This window comes from Dactylosporangium sp. McL0621 (assembly GCF_049995355.1).
In the GTDB taxonomy this organism is placed as follows: Bacteria; Actinomycetota; Actinomycetes; order Mycobacteriales; family Micromonosporaceae; genus Dactylosporangium.
Genome location: NZ_CP188259.1, coordinates 2,121,317 through 2,147,120, shown reverse-complemented (window position 1 = coordinate 2,147,120; position 25,804 = coordinate 2,121,317). Strand labels below are relative to the sequence as shown.

The 25,804-nt window shown below is 73.1% G+C and carries 26 protein-coding genes; 13 read left to right on the top strand and 13 right to left on the bottom strand.

Annotation, left to right across the window (positions count from 1 at the left end; translation table 11 throughout):
• Positions 1-19 precede the first annotated feature (19 nt).
• Positions 20-1,657, bottom strand: coding sequence for a 3'-5' exonuclease (locus tag ACPPVO_RS09900; RefSeq protein ID WP_426510922.1), 1,638 nt, complete (start codon positions 1,655-1,657; stop codon positions 20-22).
• A gap of 368 nt (positions 1,658-2,025) precedes the next feature.
• On the opposite strand from ACPPVO_RS09900, the gene ACPPVO_RS09895 reads away from it, so the two are divergent.
• Positions 2,026-3,840 carry an arabinofuranosidase catalytic domain-containing protein gene (locus ACPPVO_RS09895; protein ID WP_426510921.1) on the top strand — a complete coding sequence of 605 codons (1,815 nt, stop codon included), beginning with the start codon at positions 2,026-2,028 and terminating at the stop codon, positions 3,838-3,840.
• A 39-nt stretch (positions 3,841-3,879) separates the two neighbouring features.
• On the opposite strand, the gene ACPPVO_RS09890 is transcribed toward ACPPVO_RS09895, so the two are convergent.
• Genes ACPPVO_RS09890 through ACPPVO_RS09880 form a run of 3 tightly spaced genes read right to left on the bottom strand, consistent with a single transcriptional unit; the run spans position 3,880 to position 8,896 of the window.
• On the bottom strand, positions 3,880-6,966 hold the full coding sequence (locus ACPPVO_RS09890) for an ATP-binding protein (protein WP_426510920.1): 3,087 nt from the start codon (positions 6,964-6,966) through the stop codon (positions 3,880-3,882).
• Positions 6,967-6,974: 8 nt separating this feature from the next.
• The gene (locus ACPPVO_RS09885) at positions 6,975-7,853 is read right to left on the bottom strand and encodes a hypothetical protein (protein WP_426510919.1); all 879 of its coding nucleotides are present in this window, start codon (positions 7,851-7,853) and stop codon (positions 6,975-6,977) included.
• Complete coding sequence (locus tag ACPPVO_RS09880) at positions 7,850-8,896, bottom strand: endonuclease domain-containing protein (RefSeq protein ID WP_426510918.1); 1,047 nt, start codon at positions 8,894-8,896, stop codon at positions 7,850-7,852. The genes ACPPVO_RS09885 and ACPPVO_RS09880 overlap by 4 nt, the downstream gene beginning before the upstream one ends.
• A 110-nt stretch (positions 8,897-9,006) precedes the next feature.
• Here ACPPVO_RS09880 and ACPPVO_RS09875 point away from each other — a divergent pair, with 110 nt between their 5' ends.
• Positions 9,007-9,924 carry an NAD-dependent epimerase/dehydratase family protein gene (locus tag ACPPVO_RS09875; RefSeq protein ID WP_426510917.1) on the top strand — a complete coding sequence of 306 codons (918 nt, stop codon included), beginning with the start codon at positions 9,007-9,009 and terminating at the stop codon, positions 9,922-9,924.
• On the opposite strand, the gene ACPPVO_RS09870 is transcribed toward ACPPVO_RS09875, so the two are convergent.
• From ACPPVO_RS09870 to ACPPVO_RS09860, 3 genes are read right to left on the bottom strand one after another with little or no spacing between them, the layout of a single operon-like run.
• Positions 9,915-10,265 (bottom strand): hypothetical protein, encoded by a 351-nt coding sequence (locus tag ACPPVO_RS09870; protein WP_426510916.1) that lies wholly within the window; start codon positions 10,263-10,265, stop codon positions 9,915-9,917. The two genes, ACPPVO_RS09875 and ACPPVO_RS09870, sit on opposite strands and share 10 nt — an antisense overlap.
• Before the next feature lie 51 nt (positions 10,266-10,316).
• A complete protein-coding gene (locus tag ACPPVO_RS09865) occupies positions 10,317-12,125 on the bottom strand; it encodes an alpha-amylase family glycosyl hydrolase (protein WP_426510915.1) in 1,809 nt (602 codons plus the stop codon).
• A 25-nt stretch (positions 12,126-12,150) separates the two neighbouring features.
• The gene (locus ACPPVO_RS09860; RefSeq protein ID WP_426510914.1) at positions 12,151-13,509 is read right to left on the bottom strand and encodes an FAD-dependent oxidoreductase; all 1,359 of its coding nucleotides are present in this window, start codon (positions 13,507-13,509) and stop codon (positions 12,151-12,153) included.
• A gap of 213 nt (positions 13,510-13,722) precedes the next feature.
• On the opposite strand from ACPPVO_RS09860, the gene ACPPVO_RS09855 reads away from it, so the two are divergent.
• From ACPPVO_RS09855 to ACPPVO_RS09845, 3 genes are all read left to right on the top strand, one after another.
• Positions 13,723-14,595, top strand: coding sequence for an LLM class flavin-dependent oxidoreductase (locus tag ACPPVO_RS09855; RefSeq protein ID WP_426510913.1), 873 nt, complete (start codon positions 13,723-13,725; stop codon positions 14,593-14,595).
• Positions 14,596-14,677: 82 nt separating this feature from the next.
• A complete protein-coding gene (locus ACPPVO_RS09850; RefSeq protein ID WP_426510912.1) occupies positions 14,678-15,154 on the top strand; it encodes an aminoacyl-tRNA deacylase in 477 nt (158 codons plus the stop codon).
• 332 nt (positions 15,155-15,486) lie between these two features.
• Positions 15,487-16,224, top strand: coding sequence for a C40 family peptidase (locus ACPPVO_RS09845; RefSeq protein WP_426510911.1), 738 nt, complete (start codon positions 15,487-15,489; stop codon positions 16,222-16,224).
• Positions 16,225-16,601: 377 nt separating this feature from the next.
• Here ACPPVO_RS09845 and ACPPVO_RS09840 read toward each other — a convergent pair whose 3' ends face one another.
• The gene (locus ACPPVO_RS09840; RefSeq protein WP_426510910.1) at positions 16,602-17,030 is read right to left on the bottom strand and encodes a cupin domain-containing protein; all 429 of its coding nucleotides are present in this window, start codon (positions 17,028-17,030) and stop codon (positions 16,602-16,604) included.
• Positions 17,031-17,093: 63 nt separating this feature from the next.
• On the opposite strand from ACPPVO_RS09840, the gene ACPPVO_RS09835 reads away from it, so the two are divergent.
• Both ACPPVO_RS09835 and ACPPVO_RS09830 read left to right on the top strand, forming a co-directional pair.
• Complete coding sequence (locus tag ACPPVO_RS09835; protein ID WP_426510909.1) at positions 17,094-17,510, top strand: WapI family immunity protein; 417 nt, start codon at positions 17,094-17,096, stop codon at positions 17,508-17,510.
• 13 nt (positions 17,511-17,523) lie between these two features.
• Positions 17,524-18,720: a hypothetical protein gene (locus ACPPVO_RS09830; RefSeq protein ID WP_426510908.1), complete on the top strand. Its 1,197-nt coding sequence runs from the start codon at positions 17,524-17,526 to the stop codon at positions 18,718-18,720.
• Here ACPPVO_RS09830 and ACPPVO_RS09825 read toward each other — a convergent pair whose 3' ends face one another.
• The 3 genes from ACPPVO_RS09825 to ACPPVO_RS09815 all read right to left on the bottom strand — a co-directional run bounded on the left by ACPPVO_RS09825 (position 18,721) and on the right by ACPPVO_RS09815 (position 20,196).
• Positions 18,721-19,086: a VOC family protein gene (locus tag ACPPVO_RS09825; RefSeq protein ID WP_426510907.1), complete on the bottom strand. Its 366-nt coding sequence runs from the start codon at positions 19,084-19,086 to the stop codon at positions 18,721-18,723. It abuts the gene before it with no gap.
• A gap of 36 nt (positions 19,087-19,122) precedes the next feature.
• Positions 19,123-19,752 carry a trimeric intracellular cation channel family protein gene (locus ACPPVO_RS09820; RefSeq protein ID WP_426510906.1) on the bottom strand — a complete coding sequence of 210 codons (630 nt, stop codon included), beginning with the start codon at positions 19,750-19,752 and terminating at the stop codon, positions 19,123-19,125.
• Between the two features lie 66 nt (positions 19,753-19,818).
• Entirely contained in the window at positions 19,819-20,196 is a 378-nt protein-coding gene (locus ACPPVO_RS09815) for a hypothetical protein (RefSeq protein ID WP_360391768.1), read from the bottom strand.
• 184 nt (positions 20,197-20,380) lie between these two features.
• On the opposite strand from ACPPVO_RS09815, the gene ACPPVO_RS09810 reads away from it, so the two are divergent.
• Complete coding sequence (locus ACPPVO_RS09810) at positions 20,381-20,590, top strand: hypothetical protein (protein ID WP_426510905.1); 210 nt, start codon at positions 20,381-20,383, stop codon at positions 20,588-20,590.
• 76 nt (positions 20,591-20,666) lie between these two features.
• Entirely contained in the window at positions 20,667-21,041 is a 375-nt protein-coding gene (locus ACPPVO_RS09805; RefSeq protein ID WP_426510904.1) for a hypothetical protein, read from the top strand.
• Between the two features lie 182 nt (positions 21,042-21,223).
• On the opposite strand, the gene ACPPVO_RS09800 is transcribed toward ACPPVO_RS09805, so the two are convergent.
• Complete coding sequence (locus ACPPVO_RS09800; RefSeq protein ID WP_426510903.1) at positions 21,224-21,688, bottom strand: hypothetical protein; 465 nt, start codon at positions 21,686-21,688, stop codon at positions 21,224-21,226.
• Between the two features lie 27 nt (positions 21,689-21,715).
• Here ACPPVO_RS09800 and sigJ point away from each other — a divergent pair, with 27 nt between their 5' ends.
• Both sigJ and ACPPVO_RS09790 read left to right on the top strand, forming a co-directional pair.
• On the top strand, positions 21,716-22,546 hold the full coding sequence (sigJ, locus tag ACPPVO_RS09795; protein ID WP_426510902.1) for an RNA polymerase sigma factor SigJ: 831 nt from the start codon (positions 21,716-21,718) through the stop codon (positions 22,544-22,546).
• A 3-nt stretch (positions 22,547-22,549) separates the two neighbouring features.
• Positions 22,550-24,109, top strand: a complete 1,560-nt coding sequence (locus ACPPVO_RS09790; RefSeq protein WP_426510901.1) for a GMC family oxidoreductase — start codon at positions 22,550-22,552, stop codon at positions 24,107-24,109.
• Here the strand turns inward: ACPPVO_RS09790 and ACPPVO_RS09785 are convergent.
• The gene (locus ACPPVO_RS09785) at positions 24,096-24,674 is read right to left on the bottom strand and encodes a DUF998 domain-containing protein (protein WP_426510900.1); all 579 of its coding nucleotides are present in this window, start codon (positions 24,672-24,674) and stop codon (positions 24,096-24,098) included. The two genes, ACPPVO_RS09790 and ACPPVO_RS09785, sit on opposite strands and share 14 nt — an antisense overlap.
• Before the next feature lie 63 nt (positions 24,675-24,737).
• Between ACPPVO_RS09785 and ACPPVO_RS09780 the strand changes: the two genes are divergently transcribed.
• Both ACPPVO_RS09780 and ACPPVO_RS09775 read left to right on the top strand, forming a co-directional pair.
• Positions 24,738-25,196, top strand: a complete 459-nt coding sequence (locus ACPPVO_RS09780; protein WP_426510899.1) for a MarR family winged helix-turn-helix transcriptional regulator — start codon at positions 24,738-24,740, stop codon at positions 25,194-25,196.
• Complete coding sequence (locus ACPPVO_RS09775; RefSeq protein WP_426510898.1) at positions 25,174-25,599, top strand: organic hydroperoxide resistance protein; 426 nt, start codon at positions 25,174-25,176, stop codon at positions 25,597-25,599. Before ACPPVO_RS09780 ends, ACPPVO_RS09775 begins: the two co-directional genes overlap by 23 nt.
• Positions 25,600-25,804: the final 205 nt, after the last annotated feature.

Genomic DNA, 25,804 nt, shown 5'->3' with positions numbered 1-25,804 from the left:
ACCCCCCGTGAGGTACGACCTACTCAGCCACCTGAACCAGCTCCGGACATCTGTTGCGATAGTGCCCAGGCACGCGGCAGTGACCGCAACGACGCCGTCCCGCGGCGTTGGCCGCCGGCGCCGGGTCCACCCGGAGATCGTCGAAATAGTCCGGCACCCCCAGTGCGGCCGCGGCCGCACGCAGTTGCCGCAGCTCGCCCGCGGTCAGCACGCCGTCGGCGAACGCCGCCTCCCGCAGCGACTCGAGAAACCGCTCGTTGAGCGCCGCCACCTGCGCCGAGCCGAACCCCGCGGCGCCCGCGAGCCGGGCGAGGGCGTGCGCCTCGTCCCCGACGATCCGCCCGTCGGCGAGCGCGATCGCGAGGTAGTCGAGGTACCGCTCCGCGTCCGCGCCGCCCGCCTCCGCCGCGCTCATCGGCAGCCGCGCGAGGATGGAGGCCATCCACCCGTCGGTACCCCGGCGTAGCCCGACGGCGCGCGTCCGCGGCTGGAACGCCACGGGCGGCGGCAGGCGCAGCGTCGCGACGGCCAGGGGCGGGCCGGCGTACCCGAGCTCACCGCCGGCTCGCGCGATCAGCGCGGGCAGCAGCGCCGCGACCGCGCGCACGTCGCCGAGCGCGGCGTGGGCGTCGGGCATCGCGATGCCGGCGTGCCGGGCGAGCGTGGCCAGCTTGTGGTTCGGCGTGTTCAGCGTGCGCCGAGCCAGCCAGAGCGTGCACAACGCCGGTACCGGTCCGATGCGCAGTCCCGCCCGCGCGAACTCGGCGGCCAGGAACCGTTCCTCGAACGCGGCGTTGTGCGCGACGAACACGCAGCCGTCGAGCTGCCGCACCACCTCGCCGGCGATGTCCGCGAACCGTGGCGCGTCGCGCACCGCCGCGTTCTCGATTCCGTGCACGAACACCGGCCCGGTGTCGCGTCCGTCCGGGTTGACCAGCGTGACGAACTCGTCCTCGACGCGTCCGTCGCGGTCCACCCGGGCAATCGCGATTTCGACGATCCGGTCGCCGGCCTCGGGCGCGAGCCCGGTCGTCTCGACGTCGACGATCGCGAACGGCCCGGCGTGTGGACGGAGCAACGGCGCGTTCGCGAGCAGGTCGGCGTACGCGAAGAGCCGCCCCTGCCGCCCGGGCGCGGCGAACGGCGTCTGCGGCGGCCGCGGTTGTACCGGCGCCGTACGGGCCGGGGCGGGCGCCCGGAGCATCGGCGGGTGACGCAGCGCGGTCGCGGTCCACTCGGCCGCGTCGGCGCGGGAGCAGTCGACGATCCACCAGAGCCCGCCGGGCGATCGGAGTTCGAGCTCGCCGTACTGCATGATCGGCAGTTGGCGGTTGCTCTTGAACCGGCGGTCGGGACCACCCTTGGCGTTCACGTACTGCCACGTCGAGCCGATCCGGCGACCGTCCCGCGGCACCGCGCCGGATTCGATGAACGAGGTCACCGACGCGGCGACCTGCAGTTCGCCGTAGGCCACGTCGGTCCAGCGCCGACCCGAGCGAACGAGCACCCGGTCGGGCAGGAAGAGCAGCGCATCCTGGCCGCACGCGAGCGTGGGCACGTCGATGTTCGTGATGGGGACCCGGTTGAGCTGCGCGACGAGGTCGCCCGGGCCGGTCGGTTCGAGCGCGGCGGCGTCGTGCCCGGTGGTGTGGTGCATGACGACACCGCCGCCAGGAACGGATCCGGGGGAGGGCAGAGCGGCCGATCGGCGCGGCCACCGCCGCAGAGCGTCGCCCTGTAGCGAATGCCGGCGGCTCCGGCGCTGACACTGACCCCGCGCGGCGAGAGGCCCGTCCGTAACGGTCCGGCTTCCAGGCTGGTGCGGGTGCGTCCGGGTCCAGCACACGCCGCGACCGCAGATTCAACACTTGTCAACAAGTTCTACCAAAGACCACCGCGAATACGCATACTGAGACATCGATGCTGCCGGGGTCCGCCGCCAATCGGGCCCCTCCCCCTCCACGACCCCTGAACGAAAGAGGTCTTCCCGTGGTCGATCGATCACGACCGGGCCGGCGCCGGCGAGTGCTTCTCTCCGCCGCCGCCAGCCTGGCCCTCACCGCCGCCGCCATCGTCGGGCTCGCCGGAACGGCCCAGGCGGCCGGTCCGCTGCCCTGTGACATCTACGCGTCCAACGGCACGGCGTGCGTGGCCGCCCACAGCACGACCCGCGCACTGTTCGCGACGTACAACGGGCCGCTCTACACCGTGCAGCGCGCCGACAACGGGGCCACACACAACGTCGGGCTGCTCGCCGCCGGCGGGTACGCCAACGCCGGCGACCAGGACGCGTTCTGCAACGGCACCACGTGCCGCATCACGCGGATCTACGACCAGACGAGCAACCACAGCGATCTGACGATCGCGCCGGACGGCGGGGCCGGGTCCGGCGACCGCGGCGCCGACGCGGGCGAGATCGCGGTGACCGCGGGCGGGCACAAGGTGTACGGCCTGTGGGTGTCGCCCGGCGTCGGGTACCGCTTCAACGGCCGCGCCCCCGGCGTGGCGGTCAACGGACAGCCCGAGGGCGTCTACATGGTCGCCAGCGGCACGCATGTCGGCTCCGACTGCTGCTTCGACTACGGCAACGCCGAGTCGACGCCGTACGACACCGGCAACGGCCACATGGACGCCGTCAGCATCGCCACCACGTGCTACTTCGCGCCTTGCCAGGGCTCCGGCCCGTGGATCGAGGCGGACATGGAGAACGGCATGTTCCAGGGCGGCAACGGCTCCAACCCGAACCCGGGCAACAACTCCGCGTACGTGACCGCCGTGCTGAAGAACAACGGCCAGACGACGTACGCGCTCAAGGGCGGCAACTCGCAGTCCGGCGGGCTCACCACCTGGTGGAACGGCGCGCTGCCGACCGACAAGCAGGGCTACCGCCCGATGCACCAGGAGGGCGGCATCATCCTGGGCATCGGCGGCGACAACTCCAACCGAAACCGCGGCACCTGGTTCGAGGGTGCGATGGTGTACGGCTACCCCTCCGACGCCGCCGAGAACGCGGTCCAGGCCAACGTCGTCAGCGTCGGCTACGGCGGCCAGACCAACGTCCCGAACGGCCCGCAGGGCACCATCACGGGCCCGGGCGGCAAGTGCGTGGACGTGGCCGCGGACGACACCGGCGCCAACGGCACCGGGGTCCAGCTGTGGGACTGCCAGAACTACGCCGAGGACCAGCACTGGACGCACTTCGCCGACAACTCCCTGCGCACCCTGAACCGGTGCCTGGACATCAACGGCAACGGCACGGCCAACGGCACCCAGGTCGAGCTGTGGGACTGCAACGGCGTCGGCGGCCAGAAGTGGGTCCAGCAGGCGGACGGTTCGCTGCGCAACCCGCAGTCCGGCCGCTGCCTCGACTCCCCGAACGGCAACACCGGCAACGGCACGCGCCTGCAGATCTGGGACTGCAACGGCTCCGCGGCGCAGAAGTTCGCCGTCAACGGCGGCGGCACCAACGTCGGCCCGGGCAGCAAGTGCGTCGACGTGGCCGCGGACGACTCGGGCACCAACGGCTCGGCCGTCCAGCTCTGGGACTGCCAGTCGTACGCCGCGGACCAGCACTGGTTCCACCAGTCCAACGGCGCCCTGCGTACCCTGGGCCGCTGCCTCGACATCAACGGCAACGGCACCGCCAACGGCACGCTGGTCGAGCTGTGGGACTGCAACGGGGTCGGCGGCCAGGTCTTCCAGCAGCAGGCCGACGGCTCCCTGCGCAACCCGCAGTCGGGCCGCTGCCTGGACTCCCCGAACGGGGCGACCGCCAACGGCACCCGCCTGCAGATCTGGGACTGCAACGGCTCCGCGGCGCAGAAGTTCGCGCTGAGCTGAGAAGAGCAGAACCGCAAGAACCGGGCGCGGGGGTACTGCCTACCCTCGCGCCCGGGCCACGACCTCCTCCGGCGTCAGGGGCGCGGAAGGATGGTGGGACAGGCACATCGGCGCGGCAATCTTCACGAATGAGAACCCCTCCCCCGCCGCGAAGAACGCCCCGCTGGACAGCCGCCCGATGTCCGGCAGCCGCCCACCCTTGGCCTGCGCCAGCTCCTTCGCCGCATCGATCTGCGCCGGCGCGTTGAGCAGCCCGAAGAACTGCGTCGTCGCGTTGCCGGAGATCTGGTTGTGCAGCCCCTTCGGCGCCTGGGTCGCGAAGACCAGCCCGAGCCCGTACTTGCGGGCCTGCGACGCCAGCGCAATCGTGCTCGCGGTGCAGGGCGTGCTCCCGGTCGACGGGGCGAGGGTCTGCGCCTCGTCCATCACGAACAGCCCGCCCAGCGGCCGATCCCCGGCCGGATGCCGCTTGATCCAGGCGAACAGCGCCATCTGCAGCTGGTTGACGAAGCTCTGCCGCTGCTCGTCGGAGCCCAGCCCGGCCAGGTTGATGACCGACACCCGGGCCCGGCGCCCGGCCCGCGGCGTCAGCAGCTCCCCCGGGTCGACCGGCGCCCCGTGCCCGCCGAACAGCGGGTCCGTGACCATGGCGGCCTTGAGCGTCTCGGCGCTCTCGGCGGCGAGCTTGCCGGCCTTGGCGATGCTGCTCACGCCGTCCGGGAGGTCGCTGAGGTACTCGGTGAAGCCCCGCAGCCCCGAGTTCCCCGCGCGCGTGTAGGCGATCAGCGCCTCGGTCAGTACCGCCCGGCCCTGCTTGGCCAGGCGCGCCCCGGTGTGCACCCCGGCCCTCGGGGCCAGCGCCTCGACGGCGGACGTGATGGCCTGGTCGAACTCGTCGGGCGAGTCCCGCACCGGCCCGAAGTCCGGCAGCGGCTGAAACGCGAGCGGCCGCCCGCTGGTCACCCGCGGCGTCCAGACGACGACGTCGGTGTTCGCCAGGTAGTCCGCGGCCCGCCGGTCGTCGCCCGGGCCCCATCCGGCCGGCGCCTCGGGCCACGCGTCGCCGAGCCGGGCCAGGTCGTTGTTCGGGTCCAGCACGATCGACGAGACCCCGGCCCGCGCACACTCCTCCACGAGCCGCCGGATGAGCACGGTCTTGCCGGACCCGGACCCGGCGAACACCACGGTGTGCCGCCGCAGCGACTCCAGCCCGATGCTGAACGCCGCCCCGGACTCGGCCACCTTCCCCAGCGTGATCCGCCCCTCGGCAACGGGCACGGCCGTGTCGGCCACCGGTTCGCGGACTGGTTCGCCCTCCGACGGGGCCGGCTCCAGCACCGCCGAGAAGAGCACGGTCCGGCCGGCCGGCCGGCGGGCGCGCAGCCACTCCTGAAAATGCGGCGGCGGTGCCACGGTGAGGTGCTTCAGCGCGGCGAAGACCTTGAGATCCTGCTCCGAGATCCGCGCCACGACCCCGCCGGCCTTGAGGAACTCCTCGGTGACCTCCTTGGTCCGCTTCCCGGACGGCCACGGCGAGTTCCGCAGCACCACCAGCCGCCGCTGCGGCACGGCCCGGTCGAGCCCGGCCATGGTCGAGGCCGCCTTGACCCGGCTGATGACGGCGACCGCGCTCGGGCTGTTGATCGCGCGGAACGCCCAGTGCGCCTCGTTCTCCGTCGACTCGTTCAGCACCTCGATGAGCCGGCCGTGCAGCGCCGGCTTCCGGCTGGGCAACGGGTCGTGCTTGTAGGTGGCCCCGGTCGGCGCCTGCTCGTCGATCCAGGCGGTGAGCCCGGCGGCCAGCAGTGCCGGCATCTCCGCATCCTCGGTCGCGTACTGCAGCGCCGCAGACACGTCGAGCGCCCCCACCAGTTCCTTGAACCGCGCGTCGATCTTCGCCAGATGGTCCTGGGGCGCGGCCTGCTTCACGACGCCCGGCCTCTCCGGCTCCGGCTCGTCGTCGCGGAACTGGCCCAGCTCGACGATCCGCTCCTCGTCGAGGCACCAGCGCACGTGGGCTTCGACCTTGCGGAGCAGGGCGCGCGGCGTGTACCGGTTCGCGATCCCCTTGAACGCCTCGGGCCGGACCGGCCAGGTGTCGTGCTCGGCGCCGAAACTCTTGGCGCGCAGCCGCCGGGCCACGATCGCCTCGGCGATCTCGTCCTTGGGGATCCGGTCGGGCAGCAACTCCTTCCGGAACCGCTCCCGCACGGGGCCCGGCGCATTCCGTTCGATGAGCGCGAAGGTGTCCGGCAGGCAGGAGACGACGACCAGCGTGCGGCGCGTGATCTCGCGGAGGTTCAGCAGCCCGTCGGCGACCTGGCCGAGGAGGCCGGCCTCGTCGTCCTCCATGCTCTCCGCGGGACCGAACGCCGTGGTGGTGGTCTGCGCGAAGAGCGTGTCGATCTGGTCGATCGCGATCACCGTCGGGTCCATCGGCAGCGCCATCAGCCGGGAGATGTCCTGCACGATCTGCTGCGGGCTGCGGACGGCCGGGGAGAGACCCCACCTGCGCCGCCCCTCGGGGTCGCCGAGCTCGGAGATGAGGTGCGCGTAGCCGACGTCCTGCGCCTCGAAGTCCTTCGACCCGTTGAGCACGAGGGCCCGGGCCGTGTCCTGGCACTGTTTGCCGACATCGTTGTGCTCGTTGCGCAGGGCCAGGATGAAGGCGTCGAGGTGAGCCCGGGTCAGCACCGCGTCGCCGGCGATGGCGTCGCGCACGTCGGTCGGCAGGTGCAGGTCGACGGTGATCGTGCGCAGGAACCGCACCAGCTGACTGGGCCAGCCCTTCGCCGGCTGATCGAGGCACTCGACCATGCACAGCGCGGTGCTGGCCCAGAACGTCCGCCCGCTGATCATGTTGACCAGGACGAAGTAGCCGCCGCCGGCCTGGATCGTCTCCCGGATGGCGCCCAGGAGGTGCGTCTTGCCCGCACCGGCCCGGCCCTGCATCGCGACACTCAACGGCTTCGACACGTCGTCCCGCCGCGCCCGGTTGACCCCGCTGACGATCTCCTTGGCCGCCTTCTCGTGCAGCTCGGGAACGTTGTACCGCGACTCCCGCCAGACGTCGTCCGGAGTCGGCGCCGGGTTGAAGTCGAACGCCTTCAGGACCGCACGTTGCATCTCGGTGATCATGACGACTCGATCGCCATCATGTGGCTGTCCTCGCCACCGATCCGGACCGCGGCCTCCCGGTCCCGGGGCTGCAGCGCCTTCAGGTTGGCCACCGGAATGACCCGGACGCCGGGCTGGGACAGCATGACCCGCAGGGCCGCGTCGACGGCGGCCCGGTCGACCCCCGGCAACCGGTCCCGCACATCGGCGAGCCCGACCCAGCCACCGGGCGGGTTGGCCAGCGCGACATAGGCAGCCCGGATCGCGCCCTCGACGTCCTGCGGCATCACGGTGACCGCCTGCGTCTGCTTGAAGAACTCCCCGTGGCTCATCTGCAGCCGGTCCAGCGCCCGGCCGACGTTCGCCATCAGGCTGAAGAGGGTCTGGATCGCCGAGCGGCCCTCCTTCGGCGGCTCGGTCTCATGCAGCGTGCGGACGAGGCTCCAGCCCGCATCGGTGAGCTGATGCGAGAACGGTCGGGCGCTCTTGTCGGTCTCGACCAGTCCGCGCTGCACCAGCACGGCGTTGTCCCGGCCGTTGAGCGGGAAGCCGGCGATCGCGGCGAACTCCGTGTTGGTCAGCTCCCGGGCCTCGGCCATGAGCACGACGACGGCGAGGATCTGGTTCGGCGACAGGCCGGCCGGTGGCCGCGCCGGCACCGGCTTCTTCACCGGCTGAGGCTTCTTGACCGGCGCGTCCAGGTAGTCCCGTCCCGGCTGCGTCAGCGTGTGGACCAGTACTCGCCCGATCTTCGTCGTGGTGATCAGCCCCTGGTCCACGAGCTCGGCGTTGTCCCTGCCGGTGAGGCTGCTGACACCGAGCTCGTTGAGCTGTCTGTTGGTCAGGGGGCCGTGCGCGCGCAGGGCGGTCAGGACTTTGATCAGGGACTGCTTCATTGCGAGGAGCCTCTCCGCCGCTGCTCGAGCAGCTGTCCGATGTTGTGAACGACGAGCCGGACGTCGGTCAGGACGTCCTCGTTGGTGAAGCGCAGGACAACGTGGCCGTGGAGGTGGAGGTGCACGTCGCGGCGGTGGTCGTCGGCGAACTTGATCGCGCCGCGGTGCTCCTCGCCGTCGACCTCGACCACCAGGCGCTCGGCCGGCCAGAACAGGTCCAGCCGGTAGCGGCGGCCCAGGATGTCGGGGTCGTAGTCGTGGTTCCAGTGGCGGCCGCGGGCCCATTCGCAGGCCGCCAGGGCACGCTCCAGGGCCTGCTCGGCCCGGCTGTCGGCCCGCGGGTAGCCCGAGCGCGGCGGGTACGTCACCCGCGGGCCCGGAGCCGGGCCGGCCGCCGGGGGGCCCAGGGTGGCGATCGGGGGCGGCAGGGCGATCCGGACCGAGCGGACCCGGTCGACGCTGCGCAGTGCCGACCCCGCCAGCCAGACGGTCACGCCGGCGTGGCGGACCAGCCATTCGGCGGCGTGCACGAGCGCCCGCTCCGCGGCCGGGTGCTCACCGGCCGGCAGCTCGATGATGACGACGAGGTGGTCGCGGCCGTACGCCGCGGCGATGACCCGGGCCAGGCCGGCCGCCCGGACCTCGGCCGGCAGGGCGGGGGCGCGCTCCGCGGCGCCGCGCAGTGCGCGGGTGGCGAGGTCGGCGAGGAACGGGCCGAAGTTGTGCGAGCCGGCGGCCGCGCGCTCGGCCAGGGCCCGGACCGCGGCGACCCCGAGCGCGCTCGGGCCGTCGAGGGCGTCGGCGCCCGGCAGCCACAGCGGGTACAGGGCGATCGCCGCCCGGTCGAGCTCCCGGAGGATGACGTGCACCTGATCGCCGGGTGTCCCGGGCGGGGCGGGGCGGAACGACACGACGGCCGGCGCGGCGGACGGCAGCGGGTCGAGCGCCACGCTGAGCAACTCCGGCGCCGCCCCGTCGAGATGGCTCACCTGGCGGCGCGGCGGCCCGTCCCACCAGTGCGCCAACGTTGCCGCAGGGGACATGCAGGCACCGTACTGTCGGTTCCCATCCGGAAGCACTCCGTTGACCAGACGCAGCGAACGGCGCAACGGGCGAGGCATTCCGGGTGACCGGCTCTGCGAAGATGCAGGGCATGCGGATGCTCATCGTCGGCGGGACGCAGTTCGTCGGGCGGCACATCGTCGAGGCGGCCCTGGCGAACGGGCACGACGTCACGCTGCTGCACCGGGGGAAGACCGGCGGAGATCTCTACCCGGAGGCGCGGCACATCATCGCCGACCGCAACGGTGACCTGAGCGCGTTGGAGCACGAGCGCTGGGACGCCACCATCGACGTGAGCGCCTATCAGCCGGAGCAGGTCGGGCGCCTCGCCGACGTGCTCAGCACCGGGCACTACACGTTCATCTCCACAGTGTCGGTGTACGCCGACCCGCCGCCCGGTTACACCGAGGACGCCCGCCTCCGGGAGGACGACTCCTACGGCGGCCGCAAGGTGGCGTGCGAGCGGGTCACCCAGACCCGCTTCAAGGATCCCCTGATCCTGCGCCTGCCGTACGTCGTCGGACCCTACGACCACCTCGTGCGGTTCACCTGGTGGGTCAAGCGGATCGCGGCGGGTGGGGAGATCCTGGCACCCGGCCACCCGGACGAGCCCATCCAGCTCATCGACGCCCGCGATCTTGCCAAGTGGACGCTCACGATGACCGAAATGCCCAACCCGGGCATCTTCCACCCCTCCGGACCGGCGGAGCGGCTCTCGTTCGGCGAGCTGCTGACCGCGATGCAGCAGGGTACGGACGCCACCCTCACCTGGGTCGATCCCGAGTTCCTGATCGCGCGCGGTGTCGGCCACGAGGACCTGCCGCTCTGGCCGGCCCTCGACGAAGAGGCCGCCGTCAACCAGGCCGACCCGGCGAAGGCCATCAATGCCGGCCTCACCCTGCGGCCGCTGCGGGAGACGATCGAAGACCTTCGCAACGAACCTCCGCAGCCCGGCCGCCTCGGCCGGGAGCGCGAGGCCGAACTGCTCCGCGAGTGGCGTCAGAGGTAGGCCGGCAGCCCCGCCCGCAGGCACGCCAGCATCGCCGCGCTCTCCGCCGGGGACAGGGTCGCCGCGGCGCGCCCGATCGCGGCCAGCACCTCCTCCAGTGACACGGTCGCGTCCGCGCCCGGCGCGTGGTAGCGCGCCTGGGCGATCAGGTCGGCCACGTAGGGCACCACGTCGTCGCTCGAGGTCTCCCAGAGCCACGCCAGCACCGACCCGAACGCCTCGCCCGCGTGCAGGCTCGCGCCGCGGGCCCGCTGGGCCAGCAGCGCGGTCGCGGACTCGCAGACCAGCGCGCCGATGAGCTTTTCGAAGATGTGGTCAGGCACCTCGCGCGTTCGCACCATCGCACTCCCACCGATCGATGTAACGACCGGTGATCCTACCGCTTCGAAGGGTTAACGGGAATAGATGACGACCCCGGCCGGGGGCAGAGTCAGCTGGACCGCCTTGCCGTTGCGGGCCGAGACCGAGACCTGGCCGCCGGCGAAGGCCGGCTCGCTGGAGTACCGGCAGGTCAGCCGGTCGCCCTCGGCGTGCAGGTCGTTGTCGACGGTCACCCAGGCCGTGCGCACGCGGTCCGGGTCGGTGTTGACCGCGACGAGCACCTCCTGGTCGGCGAAGATCCGCGACCAGGGCAGCAGGCCCCGCGGGCCCGGCGGGCCGAAGACCACGCCGTCGGCCGAGACCGGGCGCAGGTACTGCCGCCCGCGCCGCAGCGCCGGTAGCCGCCGGCGCACGGCCAGGACCTGCTTGAGCTGGCGATACGTCTCGCGCTCCTCGTCGAACGCATGGCCGCCGCGGCTGCGGAACGGGCCGAAGGCGCCGCCGAACATGGCCTCGCGGATGTACCGGTCGTGCCCGCCCTCGCCGTCGAACTCCTGCTCGGAGCCGTAGTAGATGCACGGGATGCCCAGCGTGACGGCGTTGAAGGCGAGCGCGACCAGGGCCAGGCGCCGGCCCGGCTCGCCGGCCGCGAACCGCGCCTTCCACGGGCCCTTGCGCACCTGGTCGTGGTCGTCGTAGCTGGTCACGACCTTGTCCCGGAACCAGGCGTGCGACTCGCGGCCGACCTGCAGCGAGTTGCGGAACAGCGCGAAGTACTCGGCCGGGTCGGACGTGCCCTTCACCACGCGCTCGAGGCGGTCCTGCACGTCGGCGAGGCCGAGCGCGGCGTCCATGCCGACCGCGTCCAGGGTCTGGTACGCGAACGCCCGGTCGCCGGTGATCTCCGCGACGAGGTAGAAGCGCTCCTTGCCGATCGACTGGGCGAACTCGTGGACGGCGGAGGCGAACCAGCGCGCCGCGCCCGGGTCCATGTGCTTGACCGTGTCCACGCGGAAGCCGTCGAGGTCGGCGTAGGCGATCCAGTACTGGTACGCGCGCGCAAGGGCCACCAGCGCCGCCGAGGGCCGGTAGTCGTCGGCCGGGCCCTCCCCGAGCGCGATGTCCTTCAGGCCCTCGAAGTCGCCCTCCAGGTACTCCGGGAACCGGTCCCAGTCGACGATGCGCCCCTTGCCGGTGAACGTCGCGGTGCTCTGCAGCTCCGCGGGCCAGACGCCGCCGTCGGGGTACGCCTGCGGGACCGGGCCGACCGGGAGCACCGCGGCGCCGTCCGCGTCGCGGAAGCCCTTGACCGGGTAGCGCTGCCCGGTCCACACCGGCTGGCGGTCGCCCTCGTAGCCGAAGACGTCCCCGGCGTGGTTGAGCACCACGTCGAGGATGACCCGCAGCCCCTGCGCGTGCGCCTCGGCGACCAGCGCCCGCAGATCCTCCGGCCGCCCGAAGTGCGGGTCGACGTCGAGAAAATCCTGGATACCGTACCCGTGGTAGGACGCCTGCCCCGCGACCTGCTTGAGCACGGGGCTCACCCAGATCGCGCTGACCCCGAGCCGGCGCAGGTAGCCGAGCTTGCCCCGCAGCCCGGCCAGGGTGCCGCCGGCCCAGTCGACGCCGGCCGCCCGCCACCGCTCCGCGTCCTGCGGCGTGGCGACCGCGTTGCCGTGGTCGGCCTCCGTCAGCGGCGGCGTGCTCCCGGTGGCGACGAGCTCCCCGTCGTTGCCCCGGTAGCCACGCTCGCCGCCGTCGGAGAAGCGGTCGACCAGCAGGAAGTACAGGACCTCGTCGGCCCAGTCGTCCGGGGACGGGTGGAACGGCCCCCGGGTGAGCTCGGCGAAGTCGATGTCGGCGATCCGGCGGTACGGCACCCCCCGATGGTGCCACGAGCCGTACTCAGACCGTCGCCGGCCGTCGCCTGCCCAACACCCGGCGGGCGATCCCCGGCCGCAGCAGCGCGGTCGGCGGGTCCAGGAGGTTCGTGACGCGGCTGAACGCGAGCGAGACGACCTCGTCGTGCGCCGCGGTGGCGTACAGGCGGTCCATATATCGGTTTGTGTACCGGTTCACCATCCGCGTCCGCGCGTCCCGGGGCCCGTCCACGCCCGGCAGGGCCGCGTCGCCGCCGGTGGCGATCTGCCACGGGATGTCGACGACCGGCCGGACGGCGCGGAAGAACCGCAGCGCGTCGAGCTCGCCGCCCCGGGCCAGCGACTCGCCGAGCTTGAGCGCCTCGACGCCCGCGACCGACATGCCCTGGCCGTACATCGGGTTGAACGAGCACATCGCGTCGCCCAGGACCACGAAGCCCAGCGGGAAGCGGCGCAGGCGGTCGTAGCGGTACCGCGTGCTGCCCGGGTAGCGGAACTTGACCGCCTCGTCCTCGAGCGGCTCGGACGCCTCGATGATGTCGGAGACGTACGGCAGCGGCAGCCGCTTGGCGTACGCGCGGTAGCCGGCGTCGTCCAGCGGCGCGTGGTCGCCGAGGATGCCGAACAGCGTGATGACCGCGCGCCCGCCCTCCTGCAGCATGACCGCGCCCCCGCGCGGCGCCGCGGCCGACGGCCCGATGATGATCGCGATGTCGCCGTCGAGCAGCGCGGGATCGACCCGGTACCGCCGGGAGACGTACGCGAGATCGACGTGCAGCCGCTCCTCCCGCGGCTGCTCGTAGCCGAGCTCGGCCAGCCAGCGTGGGGCCCGCGAGCCGCGCCCGGTCGCGTCGACGACCAGATCGGCCCCCAGCACCTCCGGATCCCCGCCCCGGGCCTGGATCCGCGCACCGGTCACCCGCGTCCGCGCGGCGTCCGCCTCGACGCCGACGACGTCGGTCCCGCCGCGCACGGTGACCCCGGGCCGGGCGAACACCTTGGCCCGCACGTACGCCTCCAGGTACGGCCGGCTGAACGACAGCGCCTCCATGCCGATCGGCGCCTGCTTGAGCCGGTACCCGTTGGCACAGAAGCGCACGTTGCCCAGCACGTCGCCGACCGGCACCCCGGCCGCCGCCAGTTCCCGCGCGGCCCCCGGGAACAGCCCCTCGACGACGTTCAGCCCGGCCGCGAGCAGCCCGTGCGCGTGCCGCCCCTGAGGCACCCCCCGGCGCACCGCGTGCTCCACGGACTCCGCGCTCCAGTCCCCCTCCACCTCGTCGCGCTCGACGATCGTCACGCGCTCGAAGTGCTCGGTCAGGACCCGCGCGGTGAGCAGGCCGGCCATGCTGCCGCCGAGTACGACGGCGTGTCTGTGCGTCATGCTTCCCCCGGCGTTCCATCCCGGGCCAGGGCGCGGAACGGCCGGGTTCCCGACACTTCCCCCGGGTCGAATGCGGTGCGGTCCGCGAGGGCCTCGAGCGCACGCTCCCGGCCCCTTCGCCCCCGGACGGCGACCCACGTGCGGGAGGGGGTTCGGGTGGAGCGGAGCTCCCCCGATGGGGAGCGACCGAAGGGAGCGCGAAACACTTACCGGATGACGACGTTGGGTGCCGTGTTTCTGCCGCAGCTGCCGCCTGAGCGGCTGCGGTCCATCGTGACCGCCGCCGACGAGGCCGGGCTCGAGGAGCTGTGGCTGTGGGAGGACTGCTTCCTGGAGGGCGGGCTGACCACGGCCGCGGCCGCGCTCGCCTGGTCGAGCCGGCTGCGGGTCGGGGTCGGGCTGCTGCCGGTACCGCTGCGCAACGTGGCGATCGCCGCGATGGAGACCGCGACGCTGTTCCGGATGTTCCCGGGCCGCGCGACGATCGCCGCCGGGCACGGGGTGCAGGACTGGATGGGGCAGGTCGGGGTGCGGGCGGAGTCGCCGCTGACGCTGCTGCGGGAGTACACGCTCGCGCTGCGCGCCCTGCTGGCCGGCGAGCGGCTGTCGACCCAGGGCCGCTACGTCCGCCTCGACGACGTCGCGCTGGACTGGCCGCCGCCCGGGCCCGCGCCGATCCTGGTGGGCGCCACGGGGCCGAAGACGCTGCGGCTCTCCGGCGAGGTCTCCGACGGCACAGTGCTCACGGCGGGCAATGACGTCGCGACGGTACGCCGGGCGCGCGCCCTGATCGACGAGGGCCGCACGGCCGCGGGACGCACCGACACCCACGAGATCGTGATGTACCTGCACTGCGCGACCGGCCCCGACGCCGAGGCCCGGCTCGCGGCCGAGCGGGTCCGGTGGAAGTACGCCGCGGACGCCGACGTGCTGGTCGCCGGGGACGAGCACGCGGTCGCGGACAGCGTGCGGCGCTGGGCCGAGGCCGGCGTCGACCGGGTGATCCTGCAGCCCACGCCGGACGACCCGGACCCCGAGGGCTTCGTACGGTTCGTGGCGGAACGCGTCCGCCCGCTGGTCCCATGAGCGGTCCGGAGCGGAGCGGAGGGGCCGCTCATCATGAGCGCAGTTCTGGCGCGCCGGCACCGGAGCCCGCGGAGGTGACGGCGTGAGCGACAACCCGGCGATCGCGGGGGTCGCGGCGAGCGGGATCGCCTACCGGGTCGTCGAGCACGGGCCGGTCCGCAGCCTGGCCGAGGCGGCGGCGGTCCGCGGGGTCGAGGTCGCCGACGTCGTGAAGACCATCGTCGTACGCCTCGCCGACGACGACTTCCGCTTCGTGCTCGTCCCCGGCGGCCGTGTCATCTCCTGGCCGAAGCTGCGCGGCCTGCTCGGCGTGGCGCGCATGTCGATGCCGGACGCCGCCACGGCCAAGGCCGCGACCGGGTTCGAGCGCGGCACGATCACCCCGTTCGGCGCCACGACGGCGTGGCCGGTCATCGCCGACGAGCGCATCCGGGGCCGCGAGATCAGCCTGGGCGGCGGCCGGCACGGCGTGGCCCTGGCCGCGGACGCCGCAATCGGGGCGCTGGGCGCCACGGTGGCCGACATCTCCGATCCGGAGCCACCGGCGTCGAATGGTTGATCGACGGGACATTTCTTCCGCGGTACACCCGGAATGAACCACCGCCGATGCGGGGATTTTTCGGCAAATGACGGACATATCTGTTCTGTCGGTTCTAGTTTGGCTCTCGGCAGTGATCACTGCCCGGGTCTCCGATCCGGCGCGGCGGGCCCATTCCGCCGTCGCGCCGGCGCACCCGCGCCGCCACACCAGCGGCGCGCGGTGCGCCTCGGGGAGCGCATGCGTGCCCCGGGCCGAACGGGGAGCCACACCTGTCCAGTCATGACGTACGCCGCCACCTGGCGGCGGCCACGACCGCCTGCACCATCGTCTGCATCGTCCTCGGCTGGGCCGTGATCAGCGCGAACACCACCCATGCGGCCCCGGCCGCGGCGGCCCCCGAGGTCCGCACGGCGGCCGTCGCCGCCGAGTTCCCGGACCGCCTCGCCGAGCTCCGCGGCGCCTACCGGGGGATCCACACGGCGGCCGTCGCCGCCGAGTTCCCGGACCGCCTCGCCGAGCTCCGCGGCGCCTACCGGGGGATCCACCGCGCCGAGCCGCCCGCGCCCCCGCCCGCACCGCCGGCGGCGGCCGCGCCCGTCACCGAGTCGGCCCGGGCCCCGGGTACCAGGGCCTCGCGGGCCACCCGCGGCAAGCCCCGCACGACGAAGCCCCGCGCCGTCCGGCCCGCCGGGACCCGGCCGCTCGCGACCAGGCCCCGCGTGACCCAGAAGCGCCCGCCGGCCGTGGCGGTGCCCTCGGGCGGGGTCGTCGGGTTCGCGATGGCCCAGGTCGGCAAGCGGTACTCGTTCGGCTCGACCGGCCCGGACGCGTTCGACTGCTCGGGGCTCGTCGTCGCCGCCTACCGCGGCCTGGGCCTCGCGCTGCCCCGCTCGACCGGCGGCCTCGCGGGCGTGGGCCGCCCGGTGTCCCGGGGCGAGCTGCAGCCGGGCGACCTCGTGTTCCCGAGCTCGGGCCACGTGGGCATCTACATCGGCGGAGGCCGCATGGTGCACGCCTCGACCGAGCGCGGCGGCGTGAAGATCTCGAACATCTACGCGTTGCGCTTCGCGCGGCGAGTGACGGGCTGAGGCCCGGCCGCGCGGCGGGCGGAGATCAGGCCACGTGGCGAGCTGAGGCCGGGCCGCAGAGCGGGTCGAGACACAGCCGCTGGCGGCTGAGGCCGGGGTGTGCGGCAGCGAGCAGAGGCCGGGCCGTGCAGCGCCGCCGCTGGCGGCTGAGGCCGGGGTGTGCGGCAGCGAGCAGAGGCCGGGCCGTGCAGCAGCGAGCAGAGGCCGGGCCGTGCAGCGCCGCCGCTGGCGGCTGAGGCCGGGGTGTGCGGCAGCGAGCAGAGGCCGGGCCGTGCAGCGCCGCCGCTGGCGGCTGAGGCCGGGGTGTGCGGCGGGCTGAGGCGGGCGAGACCGGGCCACGGCGGTGGACCGAGACCGAGCCGCGTGGCGGACCGAAGTCAGTCGGCCAGGCGGAAGTCGGCGAAGTCGAAGCCGGGCGCCACGACGCAGCTGACCAGCACCGGCTCGTCGCCCGCGGGCGCCGCGGCCTGCCACGTGCCGGCCGGGATCAACACCTGGGGGCGCTGCCCGGCCGCGACGTCCGCGCCGAGCAGCGCCTCGGGGCCGGCCCCCGGGCGCTCCCCGGAGCCGCCCAGGCGCAGCGTCAGCGGGCCGCCCGAGTGCCAGAACCAGAGCTCGTCGGAGCGCACCACATGCCAGGCCGACTCCTCGCCGGGGTGGAGCAGGAAGTAGATCGCGGTGGCCGCGCTGCGCGGGCCGTCGTAGCCGGGCGGGGCGAAGGTCACCGGCGAGCGCCAGGTCTCGCGGAACCAGCCGCCCTCGGGGTGCGGCCGCATGTCGAGCTGCTCGGCCAAGTGCGGTCTCATGGGGGTACCGTATCCGCCCTTTCGCCTGAAGTGAGCGCCCCTGCGGTTTGCGATGCTGGGCCGGTGAGACTGCAGACGCGCACCGGGGCCTTCGTCGAACTGCGAGTGATCAAGGCGGTCGGCGAGCTGCTCGTGGAGGGGGTCGTCGACGCGCTCGACGGGCGGGCCTGGCGGTTCCGGGAGCCGTGCCTGACCGCGGAGGAGGCCAAGCGCCTCGCGGACTGGCTGCTCAAGGCGGCGAAGGGGCGCATCGAGCTGCCGGAGCGGCTCGCGTTCGCCGACCTGTCGTTCACGATCGACGAGCACGAGGTCGGCGAGCCCCGCCTCGTCGTCGGCTTCTCCCGCGCGACCGCGCCCGCGTGGCTGGGCGACGACGAGCAGGCGATGACGTTCGACTATCCGGTCACGCTCGACCTCACCACAGAGGCCCTGGAGGCGGCCGCGGTCGATTGGGAGCGTGAACTCAAGCGTCGCCGCTGAGTAGGATCGCCCAATGCGAAAGCGGCTCGGGGCACTACTGCTGGTGACCACGCTCGCGCTGGCGGGCTGCGGCGACGACAAGCCGGCGACGGCCGACCCCGGCGCCCGGCCGTCCGACAGCTCCGCCGGGCCGTCGTCCGGCTCGGCCGACCCGGGCGGCTCCGGCGCCCTCGGGGCCGCGCCCGGCGCGTCGAAGACCGGGGCGGCGGCCTCCCAGCCCTTCGCGTTCGGCAACCCCAACGGCAAGGCCGCCGTGCCCGCCGAGGCCAAGGCCGAGAACGCGTCCGCGCCGACCACGGTGGTCGGCGACGGCAGCGCGGCCGGCTGCACCTCCGAGAAGTTCGTCGCCGCGGTGTCGACCGGCGGGGTGATCACCTTCAACTGCGGGCCCGACCCGGTGACCATCGTGGTCAAGCAGACCGCGAAGGTGCGCAACCGCTCGGCCAAGGTCGTCATCGACGGCGGCGGCAAGGTGACCCTCAGCGGTGAGGGCAAGCGCCGGATTCTGTACCAGAACACCTGCGACAAGGCCCTGGAGTGGACCACCGACCACTGCCAGGACCAGGCGACCCCCGCACTGACGGTGCAGAACATCCTCTTCGCCGACGGCAACTCGACCGGCGACAAGACCGAGGGCGGGGGCGGAGGCGCGATCTTCGTGCGCGGCGGCCGCTTCAAGGCGGTCAACACCAAGTTCGTGCGCAACCGCTGCGACGACACCGGCCCCGACCTCGGCGGCGCGGCCGTGCGGGTCCTCAGCCAGTACCACAACCAGCCCGTCTACATCGTCGGCAGCACGTTCGGCGGCGCCTCGGGCCAGGGCGGGGTGTGCGCCAACGGCGGCGCGCTGAGCAGCATCCAGGTGTCGTGGACGGTGCTCAACAGCGTCTTCTCGTACAACTCGGCGGTCGGGCGGGGCGCGAACCCGGCCCGCTCGGGCACCCCGGGCGGGGGCAGCGGCGGCGCGATCTACCTCGACGGCGACAACTTCACCCTGAAGCTGGCCGGGACCCTGATCGAGCAGAACAAGGCCAACGAGGGCGGCGGCGCGGTGTTCTTCGTCAGCAACGACCGCACCGGCACCATGTCGATCGACGGCTCGACGCTGCGCAAGAACCCCAGCGCCGGCTTCGAGACGGACGGCTTCCCCGGCATCTTCTTCCTGGGCGCGCGGCCGCCGTCCGTCTCCGGTTCGAGCCTGACGCGGTAACTACGAACGCAGGCAGGCGCAGAACGGGTGGCCGGCCGGGTCGAGCAGCACCGTGTACCGGTCGCCGCCCGGCTGGAACTCCGGCTTCGTCGCGCCGAGCTTGATCGCCCGCTGCTCCGCGTCGGCGAGGTCGTCGACGTAGAAGTCCAGGTGGAACTGCTTCGGCGTCGGCCCCTCGGGCCACGTCGGCGCCTCGTAGGCCGGCAGCTGCCCGAAGCCGACCGACGTCGTGCCGTCGCTGATCATGGCGTACTCGGCCTGGCTGTGCGTCACGTCCCAGCCCAGGACCTCGCCGTAGAAGGTGGCCAGCGCCGGGGGCTCGGCGCAGTCGATGTTGACCATGATGAGGCTCGCGAATCCAGTCATGCCTCAGATCCTCGCGGCTATTCCTGCCACCTTGTGTCAGGAATGCTCCGGCGGATTCGGGCTCGGCGTCGGCGCCGACCAGTTGCGGCGAATCGCCACCATGCGCAGCACGAAGGTGAGGGTGGCGGCCAGCGCGATGGCCGCCGGGCGCTGCACCCCGGTGGCGTCCAGCGCGGCCACGGAGGCGCACCCGAGCAGCCCGGCCACCGCGTAGATCTCGCGGCGCAGCACGGTCGGGATCTCGCCGGTGAGCAGGTCGCGGGCCAGCCCCCCGCCGATCCCCGTGATCATGCCGATGATGCAGGCCCCGATCGGCGGCACCCCGGCGTCGAGCGCCTTGAGCGTGCCCGTCACCACGAAGAGGCCGAGCCCGGCGGCGTCGAGCACGAGCACCGTCCAGCGCAGCCGGCTCACGGCCGGGTGGAGCCAGAAGGCCGCGCCCGCGCACAGCGCGGCGACCACGGCGTAGCGCCAGTCCACGAACGCGTTGGGCTGGACGTTGATGAAGACGTCGCGCATGATCCCGCCGCCCAGCGCCGCGGTGAAGCCGACGAACACCACGCCGAAGAGGTCGAGCCGCTTGACCACCCCGGCGGTGGCGCCGGAGGCCGCGAAGACGGCGATGCCGACGAGGTCGGCGACGAGCAGCGGGCTGAGCGAGGTCACAGGGATCATGTATAACGGCCGCCCGGTGCGCGGGGAGGCGCTCCGGGCGGCCGGCCGGCGAACGGGTCAGATGTTGTTGATCACAGTCATCGCGGTCTCGTGCTGCATCTCCATCATGTCGGAGACCGCACCGGCGTCCCAGTAGCCACCGCCCGAGGACGCGTCCCCGGCGCCGGAGACGTCGCCGTCGAGGTTGCCGCCCGAGCCGTCGTAGTCCGGCGCGGCGTCGTCGGTCAGGTCCGTCGTGACGCCCGTGGCCGGGTCGTAGGCCTGCTCGTACACGCCGTCGCCGTCGCTGTCGAGGGCCGCGATGTCCATCTGGCCGTCGTGGTCGAGGTCGCCGACGAGCACGTTGCTGCCGTCGTCGAGCGTGTAGATCGCCGCCGGGTCGTCGGTGCCGTTGCCGTCGAGGTCGGTGCTGAAGTTCGTGTAGTCGTCGCTCATATCCGTCGTACTCCAAGGTCGCTCGATCAGAAGGTGCGTCAGGCACGCTAGGCGCCCGCCGGGGGCGTTCACTCCCCCATTGCTGCCAAGCCGACAGCGAAAGCGACCCAGGTCACGGGCGGGGTTTGCCACAACCCGGCCCGGGGGTATCTATCCGTCGATCTCTTTCAGAAGGAGGCAGGCTGTGGGCAGGGGTTCCTCGATCGGCGGGGTCATCCTCGTCATCTGGCTGATCATCGGCATCATTGCGGCCGGTCAGCGCGGATACTTCAACAGCGACGACGCGAACTGCGCCAAGGCCGGCACCATCGTGGTCACCATCATTGCCGGGCCGCTGAACTACCTCGGGGTCAACCCGAAGATCAACTGTGAGCTTCCGCAGCCGTCGAAGTGACGGTTTCCCGCCGTCGTACATGATCCTCGCGCCTCGCGTTCAGGCATCTCACAGCGTTACGAGCTAGCGTTCCGGGATGGATGAGTTCGAGGCGCGAAGGGTCGTCGACGCGCTGCGGCAACGCGGCGTGCCGGCTCATGTGGAAATGGCGCAGGCCGGACTGAGCCAGTTCGGCGTGCGGGTACAGCTCTTCGACGGCCGGCTCGCGGTCTGGGACACCGACGGCACCGCGGGCCTGGAGGCGCAGGTGATGCGCGACGGCATCCTCGTGGGGTTCGTACCGATGATCGAGGGCTCCGAGCACTTCACCGAGGAGCAGATCATCGACGCGATCGCGCGGACCGACTACGACCGGCCGATCGCCCGGCAGCGCACGACCGCGCCCCCGGCCGCACCGTCGCTGCCCCAGGAGGGCGGCTTCTTCCGCCGGTTCCGCGGCGGCTTCCGCTAGAGGGCGTCAGCCGTAGAGCTCCGCGCGCTCGATCTCGGCGAAGGCCGGCGTCAGCCGTAGGGCTCCGCACGCTCGATCTCGGCCAAGGCCGGCGTCAGCCGTAGAGCTCCGCACGCTCGATCTCGGCCAAGGCCGGCGTCAGTCGTTGATCTCCGCGCGCTCGATCTCGGCCAAGGCCGGCGTCAGTCGTTGATCTCCGCGCGCTCGATCTCGGCGAAGGCCCGGGTCAGGAGCGCGGCGAAGCTCCGCTCCCCCAGCAGGTCGTCGATGAGCAGTGGCGCGTGCGCGGCGAGGGCGCGCGGGGGCACCGGGGCGTCCTCGTCGGTCTCGTGAATGCCGAGCGCCCCGACCAGCAGCACCGCCATGACCTGCGGGTCCACCTCCCGCCAGGCCGCGGCCGAGCGCACCGCGTGCTCCAGCGCCGCCCGGATGTCGTCGCCGTCGAGCCCGTCCGGGTGCCGCTCCTCCAGCAGCGTCCGCACCACGGCGCCGAGCACCCGCCCGGTCTGCTCCGGGTCGAGCCCGCCGAGCCGCTCCGCCGCGTCCGCGTACGCCGCCTCGTCGCGCGCCCGCGCCGCCTCGACGGCCTCGGCGGAGGCCACGGCGATCGCGCGGGCGGCCGGCGGGAGATGGCGCCAGTTGCTCATGGGGGAACCCTAGTGGTAGAGGCACGTATGGACTTCGTCGAGCACCGGCCGATGCTCTACGGCCTCGCGTACCGGATGCTCGGCAGCGTCCACGACGCCGAGGACGTGCTGCAGGAGGCGTACCTGCGCTGGAGCGCCGCCGACCGGTCCGACGTCTCCGAGCCGCGCCGCTACCTCACGCGGGTGGTGGCCCGGCTCGCCGTGGACGTGCTGCGGGCCCGGCAGGCGCGGCGCGAGGAGTACATCGGCACCTGGCTGCCGGAGCCGGTGTCGACCGAGCCGTCGCCGTTCGGCGCCGTCGACACGTCCGACCTGTCGATCGCCGTCCTGCACCTCATGGAGCGCCTGACGCCGCCCCAGCGCGCGGTGTACGTCCTGCACACCGCCTTCGCCGTGCCGTACCCCGAGATCGCCGCGATCCTGCGGCGCTCCCCGGAGGACTGCCGCCAGCTGCACCACCGCGCCACCGATGCCCTCGGGCAGAAGGCGCGCTTCAGCACCGACCCGGCCGAGATCGCCCGCCTGCTCGAGGGGTTCCTGGCCGCGGCCCGCGACGGCGACGTCGCGCGGCTGGAGCGGCTGCTGCACGACGACGTGGTGATCTGGAGCGACGGCGGCGGGCGGGCGCGCACGGCCCGCAAGCCGATCCTGGGGCGGGTCAAGGCGATCCGGTTCTTCGTCGCCATCGCCGGGCGGTACCTCACCGACCGGCCCGCGCTGCTCAACGGGCACCCGGTGCGGCTCATTGACGGCCGCCGCCGGTACACCCTCAGCGTCAACGTCGTCGACGGGCGCATCGCGGGCGTTTACATGGTCGCCAACCCCTTGAAGCTGAGGGCCATCGACGAGTACAAGTGAGGCATGCCTGCGGCGAACATTGCGCCGGACGGCGCAGACTATGTGATCGTGGGGGCCGGCCCCGCGGGGTGCGTGCTGGCCAACCGGCTCTCGGCCGCGCCCGGCAACCGGGTCGTCCTGCTGGAGGCGGGCGGCCCGGACAAGGCCCGCGAGATCCGTATCCCGGCCGCGTTCAGCAAGCTGTTCACGACCGAGTACGACTGGAACTTCCGCACCGCGCCGCAGCCCGGGCTCGCCGGGCGGGAGCTGTACTGGCCGCGCGGGAAGACCCTGGGCGGCTCGACCTCGATCAACGCCCAGATGTGGATCCGGGGCTGCGCCGCCGACTACGACGGCTGGGGCGTGCCCGGCTGGTCCTACTCCGACGTCCTGCCGTACTTCGAGCGCATCCTGCACCCCGAGGGGCCGCTGCACGTCGAGGCGCTGCGCAGCCCGAGCCCGATCACGGCGGCCTTCCTGGAGGCGTGCCGCGAGGTGGGCATCGCCGAGCGGCCGGACCTCAACGGCCCGGACAACAGCGGCTTCTCCCCCACCCCGGTCACCCAGCGCCGTGGCGCCCGGCACAGCGCGGCCGACGCCTACCTGCGCCCGGCCGTGCGCCGCGCCAACCTGACCGTGGTGACGGGGGCGACCGTCGACCGGCTGCGGCTGTCCGGGCCGGGCGACACCAAGCGGGTGACGGGGGTGACGTACCGCGCCGCCGACGGCACCGTCCGCGAGGTGACCGCCCAGCGCGAGGTGCTGCTGTGCGCGGGCGCGGTCGGCTCCCCGCAGATCCTGCAGCTCTCCGGCATCGGCGACCCCGACCGGCTGCGCGCGGCCGGGATCGCCCCCGTGCACGAGCTGCCCGGCGTCGGCGCCGACCTGCAGGACCACCTCAGCGCCGGGGTCGTCGTCACCTGCCCGCAGCCGATCACCATGGTCTCCGCCGAGTCGCTCGGCAGCCTGGCCCGCTACCTAATCGGGCGCACCGGCATGCTCTCGTCCAACGTGGCCGAGGCCGTCGCCTTCCTCGCCCGCGACGGCGGCGCGCCCGACATCGAGGTGATCTTCGCGCCGGTACCGTTCATCGAGCACGGCCTGGTCCCCCCGCCCGGCCACGGCCTGACCATCGGCGTGGTCCTGCTGCAGCCGGCCAGCCGCGGCACCGTCACGCCGGCGAGCGCCAACCCGGCCGAGCCGCCGGTGATCGAGCCCGGCTACCTCGACGACCCGCGCGACCTCGACACGCTCCTGTGGGGCCTGCGCCAGGCCGAGCGGATCGCGGCCACGGCGGCGCTCAAGCCCTTCGTCGGGGAGCCCATGGCGCCGTACGACGGCGTGCTGGACGACGACGGCACGGCCGCCTCGATCCGGCGCAACTGCGAGACGCTCTACCACCCGGTCGGCACCTGCCGCATGGGCGACGACCCCGGGTCGGTGGTCGACCCCGAGCTCAAGGTGCGCGGGCTGGCCGGGCTGCGGGTCGTGGACGCCTCGGTCATGCCGCGCATCAACCGCGGCCACACGATGGCGCCCGTCTACATGATCGCGGAGAAGGCCGCGACCCTCATCGACGGGTGACGCGCCGTAGCAGCAGCACGGTGACCAGGGGCCAGACCGCCTGGGCGCCGGCCGCCAGCCGCTCGGCCAGCCCGACCAGCACGCCCGTGCCCAGCGCCACGGCGAACAGCAGCACGAGCACGGCCAGGACCAGGGCGGCCGGGACCATCACGCGCACCGGCGGCCGGACCGGGCCGCTCCCCGCCGGCCGCCACAGGGCCGGCCACAGCGCGAGGCAGGCGAACGCGACAGTGGCGGCGGCCTGGTGCGGGGCCGACCGCCCACCGGCCGGCAGCGGGAAGGCGGCGACGAGCACGGTCGCGACCCCGCCCGCGCCGAGCATCACCCGGGCCGGCCGGGCCAGCGGCGCCAGCCCGCGCGCGGTGACGACGTGGCCGACCCCGACGCCCAGCAGCGCCACGGTCATCACCCAGCGGTGGTCGGCGTCCGCGGCGGCGAGGGCGCTGATCGTCTCGTGCAACGCGTCGAACCCGCCGCGCTGCAGGGCCGCGGCGAGCGTCCAGCCGCCGATGAGGAGCACGGGCGCGGCGGCGGAGGACCACAGGGCGTACCGGGGCACGGGCACGGAACGAGTATGACGGAGGCAACATAAGTCGCGCGCGACTTAATCGCGCGCTAGGCTCTACCCGTGGACGTCCTTCCGCTCGACCGACAGGTCTGCTTCGCGCTGTACACCGCCGGCCACGCGGTCACGGCGCGCTACCGGCCGCTGCTCGACGAGCTCGGTCTCACCTACCCGCAGTACCTCGTCCTACTCGCCCTCTGGGAGCAGGACCGGCGGACCGTGAAGGATCTCGGCGCGGCGCTGCGGCTGGACTCCAGCACGCTGTCGCCGCTGCTGAAGCGCCTCGAGGCGGCCGGCCTCGTGGCGCGGGAGCGACGCCGCGACGACGAGCGCTCCGTCACCGTGCGCCTGACCGCCGAGGGCTCGGCGCTGCGGACCCGGGCGGCCGGCATCCCGGCCCGCCTGGTCTGCGACGGCGGCCTCGACATGGGCGAGCTCGCGGAGCTCCGCGACACCCTCGTGCGGCTCACCGCCGCACTCCAGCGACAGGGAGAAATCGATGCAGGTGCTGTACACCGCTGACGTCACCGCCTCCGGCGACGGCCGCAACGGGCACGTGACCAGCTCCGACGGGATCCTCGACTTCGACGTGCGCACGCCCAAGGAGATGGGCGGCGCGGGCGAGGCGACAAACCCGGAGCAGCTGTTCGCGGCCGGCTACGCGGCCTGCTACCACAGCGCGCTGCGTAGCGTGGCGCGCCGCCAGAACGCGCTCCCGGCGGTCGAGGGCTCGCAGGTGCAGGCGCGCGTCGGCATCGGCTCCAACGGCGCCGGCGGATTCGGCCTCGAGGTCTGGCTCACGGTCACCCTGCCCGCCGCCGACGCCGGCACCGCCCAGGCGTTGGCCGACGCCGCGCACCAGGTCTGCCCCTACTCCAACGCGACGCGCGGCAACATCGACGTGCACATCGAGGTCGCGGCATGAGCGGTACGGAGCGAAGCGGAGTGGCCGCTCATCAGCTAGCACAGCCTTCCTCATGGCGCGGCCGGAGCGAAGCGGAGGTTGCGGCATGAATGGTACGGAGCGAAGCGGAGTGGCCGCTCATCAGCTAGCACAGCCTTCCTCATGGCGCGGCCGGAGCGAAGCGGAGGTTGCGGCATGAATGGTACGGAGCGAAGCGGAGTGGTCG

Excerpts from the sequence above, each read along its gene's own strand:
- ACPPVO_RS09900 (WP_426510922.1), bottom strand. The coding sequence starts at position 1,657 with ATGCACCACACCACCGGGCACGACGCCGCCGCGCTCGAACCGACCGGC.
- ACPPVO_RS09875 (WP_426510917.1), top strand. The coding sequence starts at position 9,007 with ATGCGGATGCTCATCGTCGGCGGGACGCAGTTCGTCGGGCGGCACATC.
- ACPPVO_RS09830 (WP_426510908.1), top strand. The coding sequence starts at position 17,524 with ATGCGAAAGCGGCTCGGGGCACTACTGCTGGTGACCACGCTCGCGCTG.
- ACPPVO_RS09855 (WP_426510913.1), top strand. The coding sequence starts at position 13,723 with ATGACGACGTTGGGTGCCGTGTTTCTGCCGCAGCTGCCGCCTGAGCGG.
- ACPPVO_RS09890 (WP_426510920.1), bottom strand. The coding sequence starts at position 6,966 with ATGCAACGTGCGGTCCTGAAGGCGTTCGACTTCAACCCGGCGCCGACT.
- ACPPVO_RS09805 (WP_426510904.1), top strand. The coding sequence starts at position 20,667 with ATGGATGAGTTCGAGGCGCGAAGGGTCGTCGACGCGCTGCGGCAACGC.
- ACPPVO_RS09815 (WP_360391768.1), bottom strand. The coding sequence starts at position 20,196 with ATGAGCGACGACTACACGAACTTCAGCACCGACCTCGACGGCAACGGC.
- ACPPVO_RS09800 (WP_426510903.1), bottom strand. The coding sequence starts at position 21,688 with ATGAGCAACTGGCGCCATCTCCCGCCGGCCGCCCGCGCGATCGCCGTG.
- ACPPVO_RS09885 (WP_426510919.1), bottom strand. The coding sequence starts at position 7,853 with ATGAAGCAGTCCCTGATCAAAGTCCTGACCGCCCTGCGCGCGCACGGC.
- ACPPVO_RS09870 (WP_426510916.1), bottom strand. The coding sequence starts at position 10,265 with ATGGTGCGAACGCGCGAGGTGCCTGACCACATCTTCGAAAAGCTCATC.
- sigJ (WP_426510902.1), top strand. The coding sequence starts at position 21,716 with ATGGACTTCGTCGAGCACCGGCCGATGCTCTACGGCCTCGCGTACCGG.
- ACPPVO_RS09775 (WP_426510898.1), top strand. The coding sequence starts at position 25,174 with ATGCAGGTGCTGTACACCGCTGACGTCACCGCCTCCGGCGACGGCCGC.
- ACPPVO_RS09790 (WP_426510901.1), top strand. The coding sequence starts at position 22,550 with ATGCCTGCGGCGAACATTGCGCCGGACGGCGCAGACTATGTGATCGTG.
- ACPPVO_RS09825 (WP_426510907.1), bottom strand. The coding sequence starts at position 19,086 with ATGACTGGATTCGCGAGCCTCATCATGGTCAACATCGACTGCGCCGAG.
- ACPPVO_RS09860 (WP_426510914.1), bottom strand. The coding sequence starts at position 13,509 with ATGACGCACAGACACGCCGTCGTACTCGGCGGCAGCATGGCCGGCCTG.
- ACPPVO_RS09840 (WP_426510910.1), bottom strand. The coding sequence starts at position 17,030 with ATGAGACCGCACTTGGCCGAGCAGCTCGACATGCGGCCGCACCCCGAG.
- ACPPVO_RS09880 (WP_426510918.1), bottom strand. The coding sequence starts at position 8,896 with ATGTCCCCTGCGGCAACGTTGGCGCACTGGTGGGACGGGCCGCCGCGC.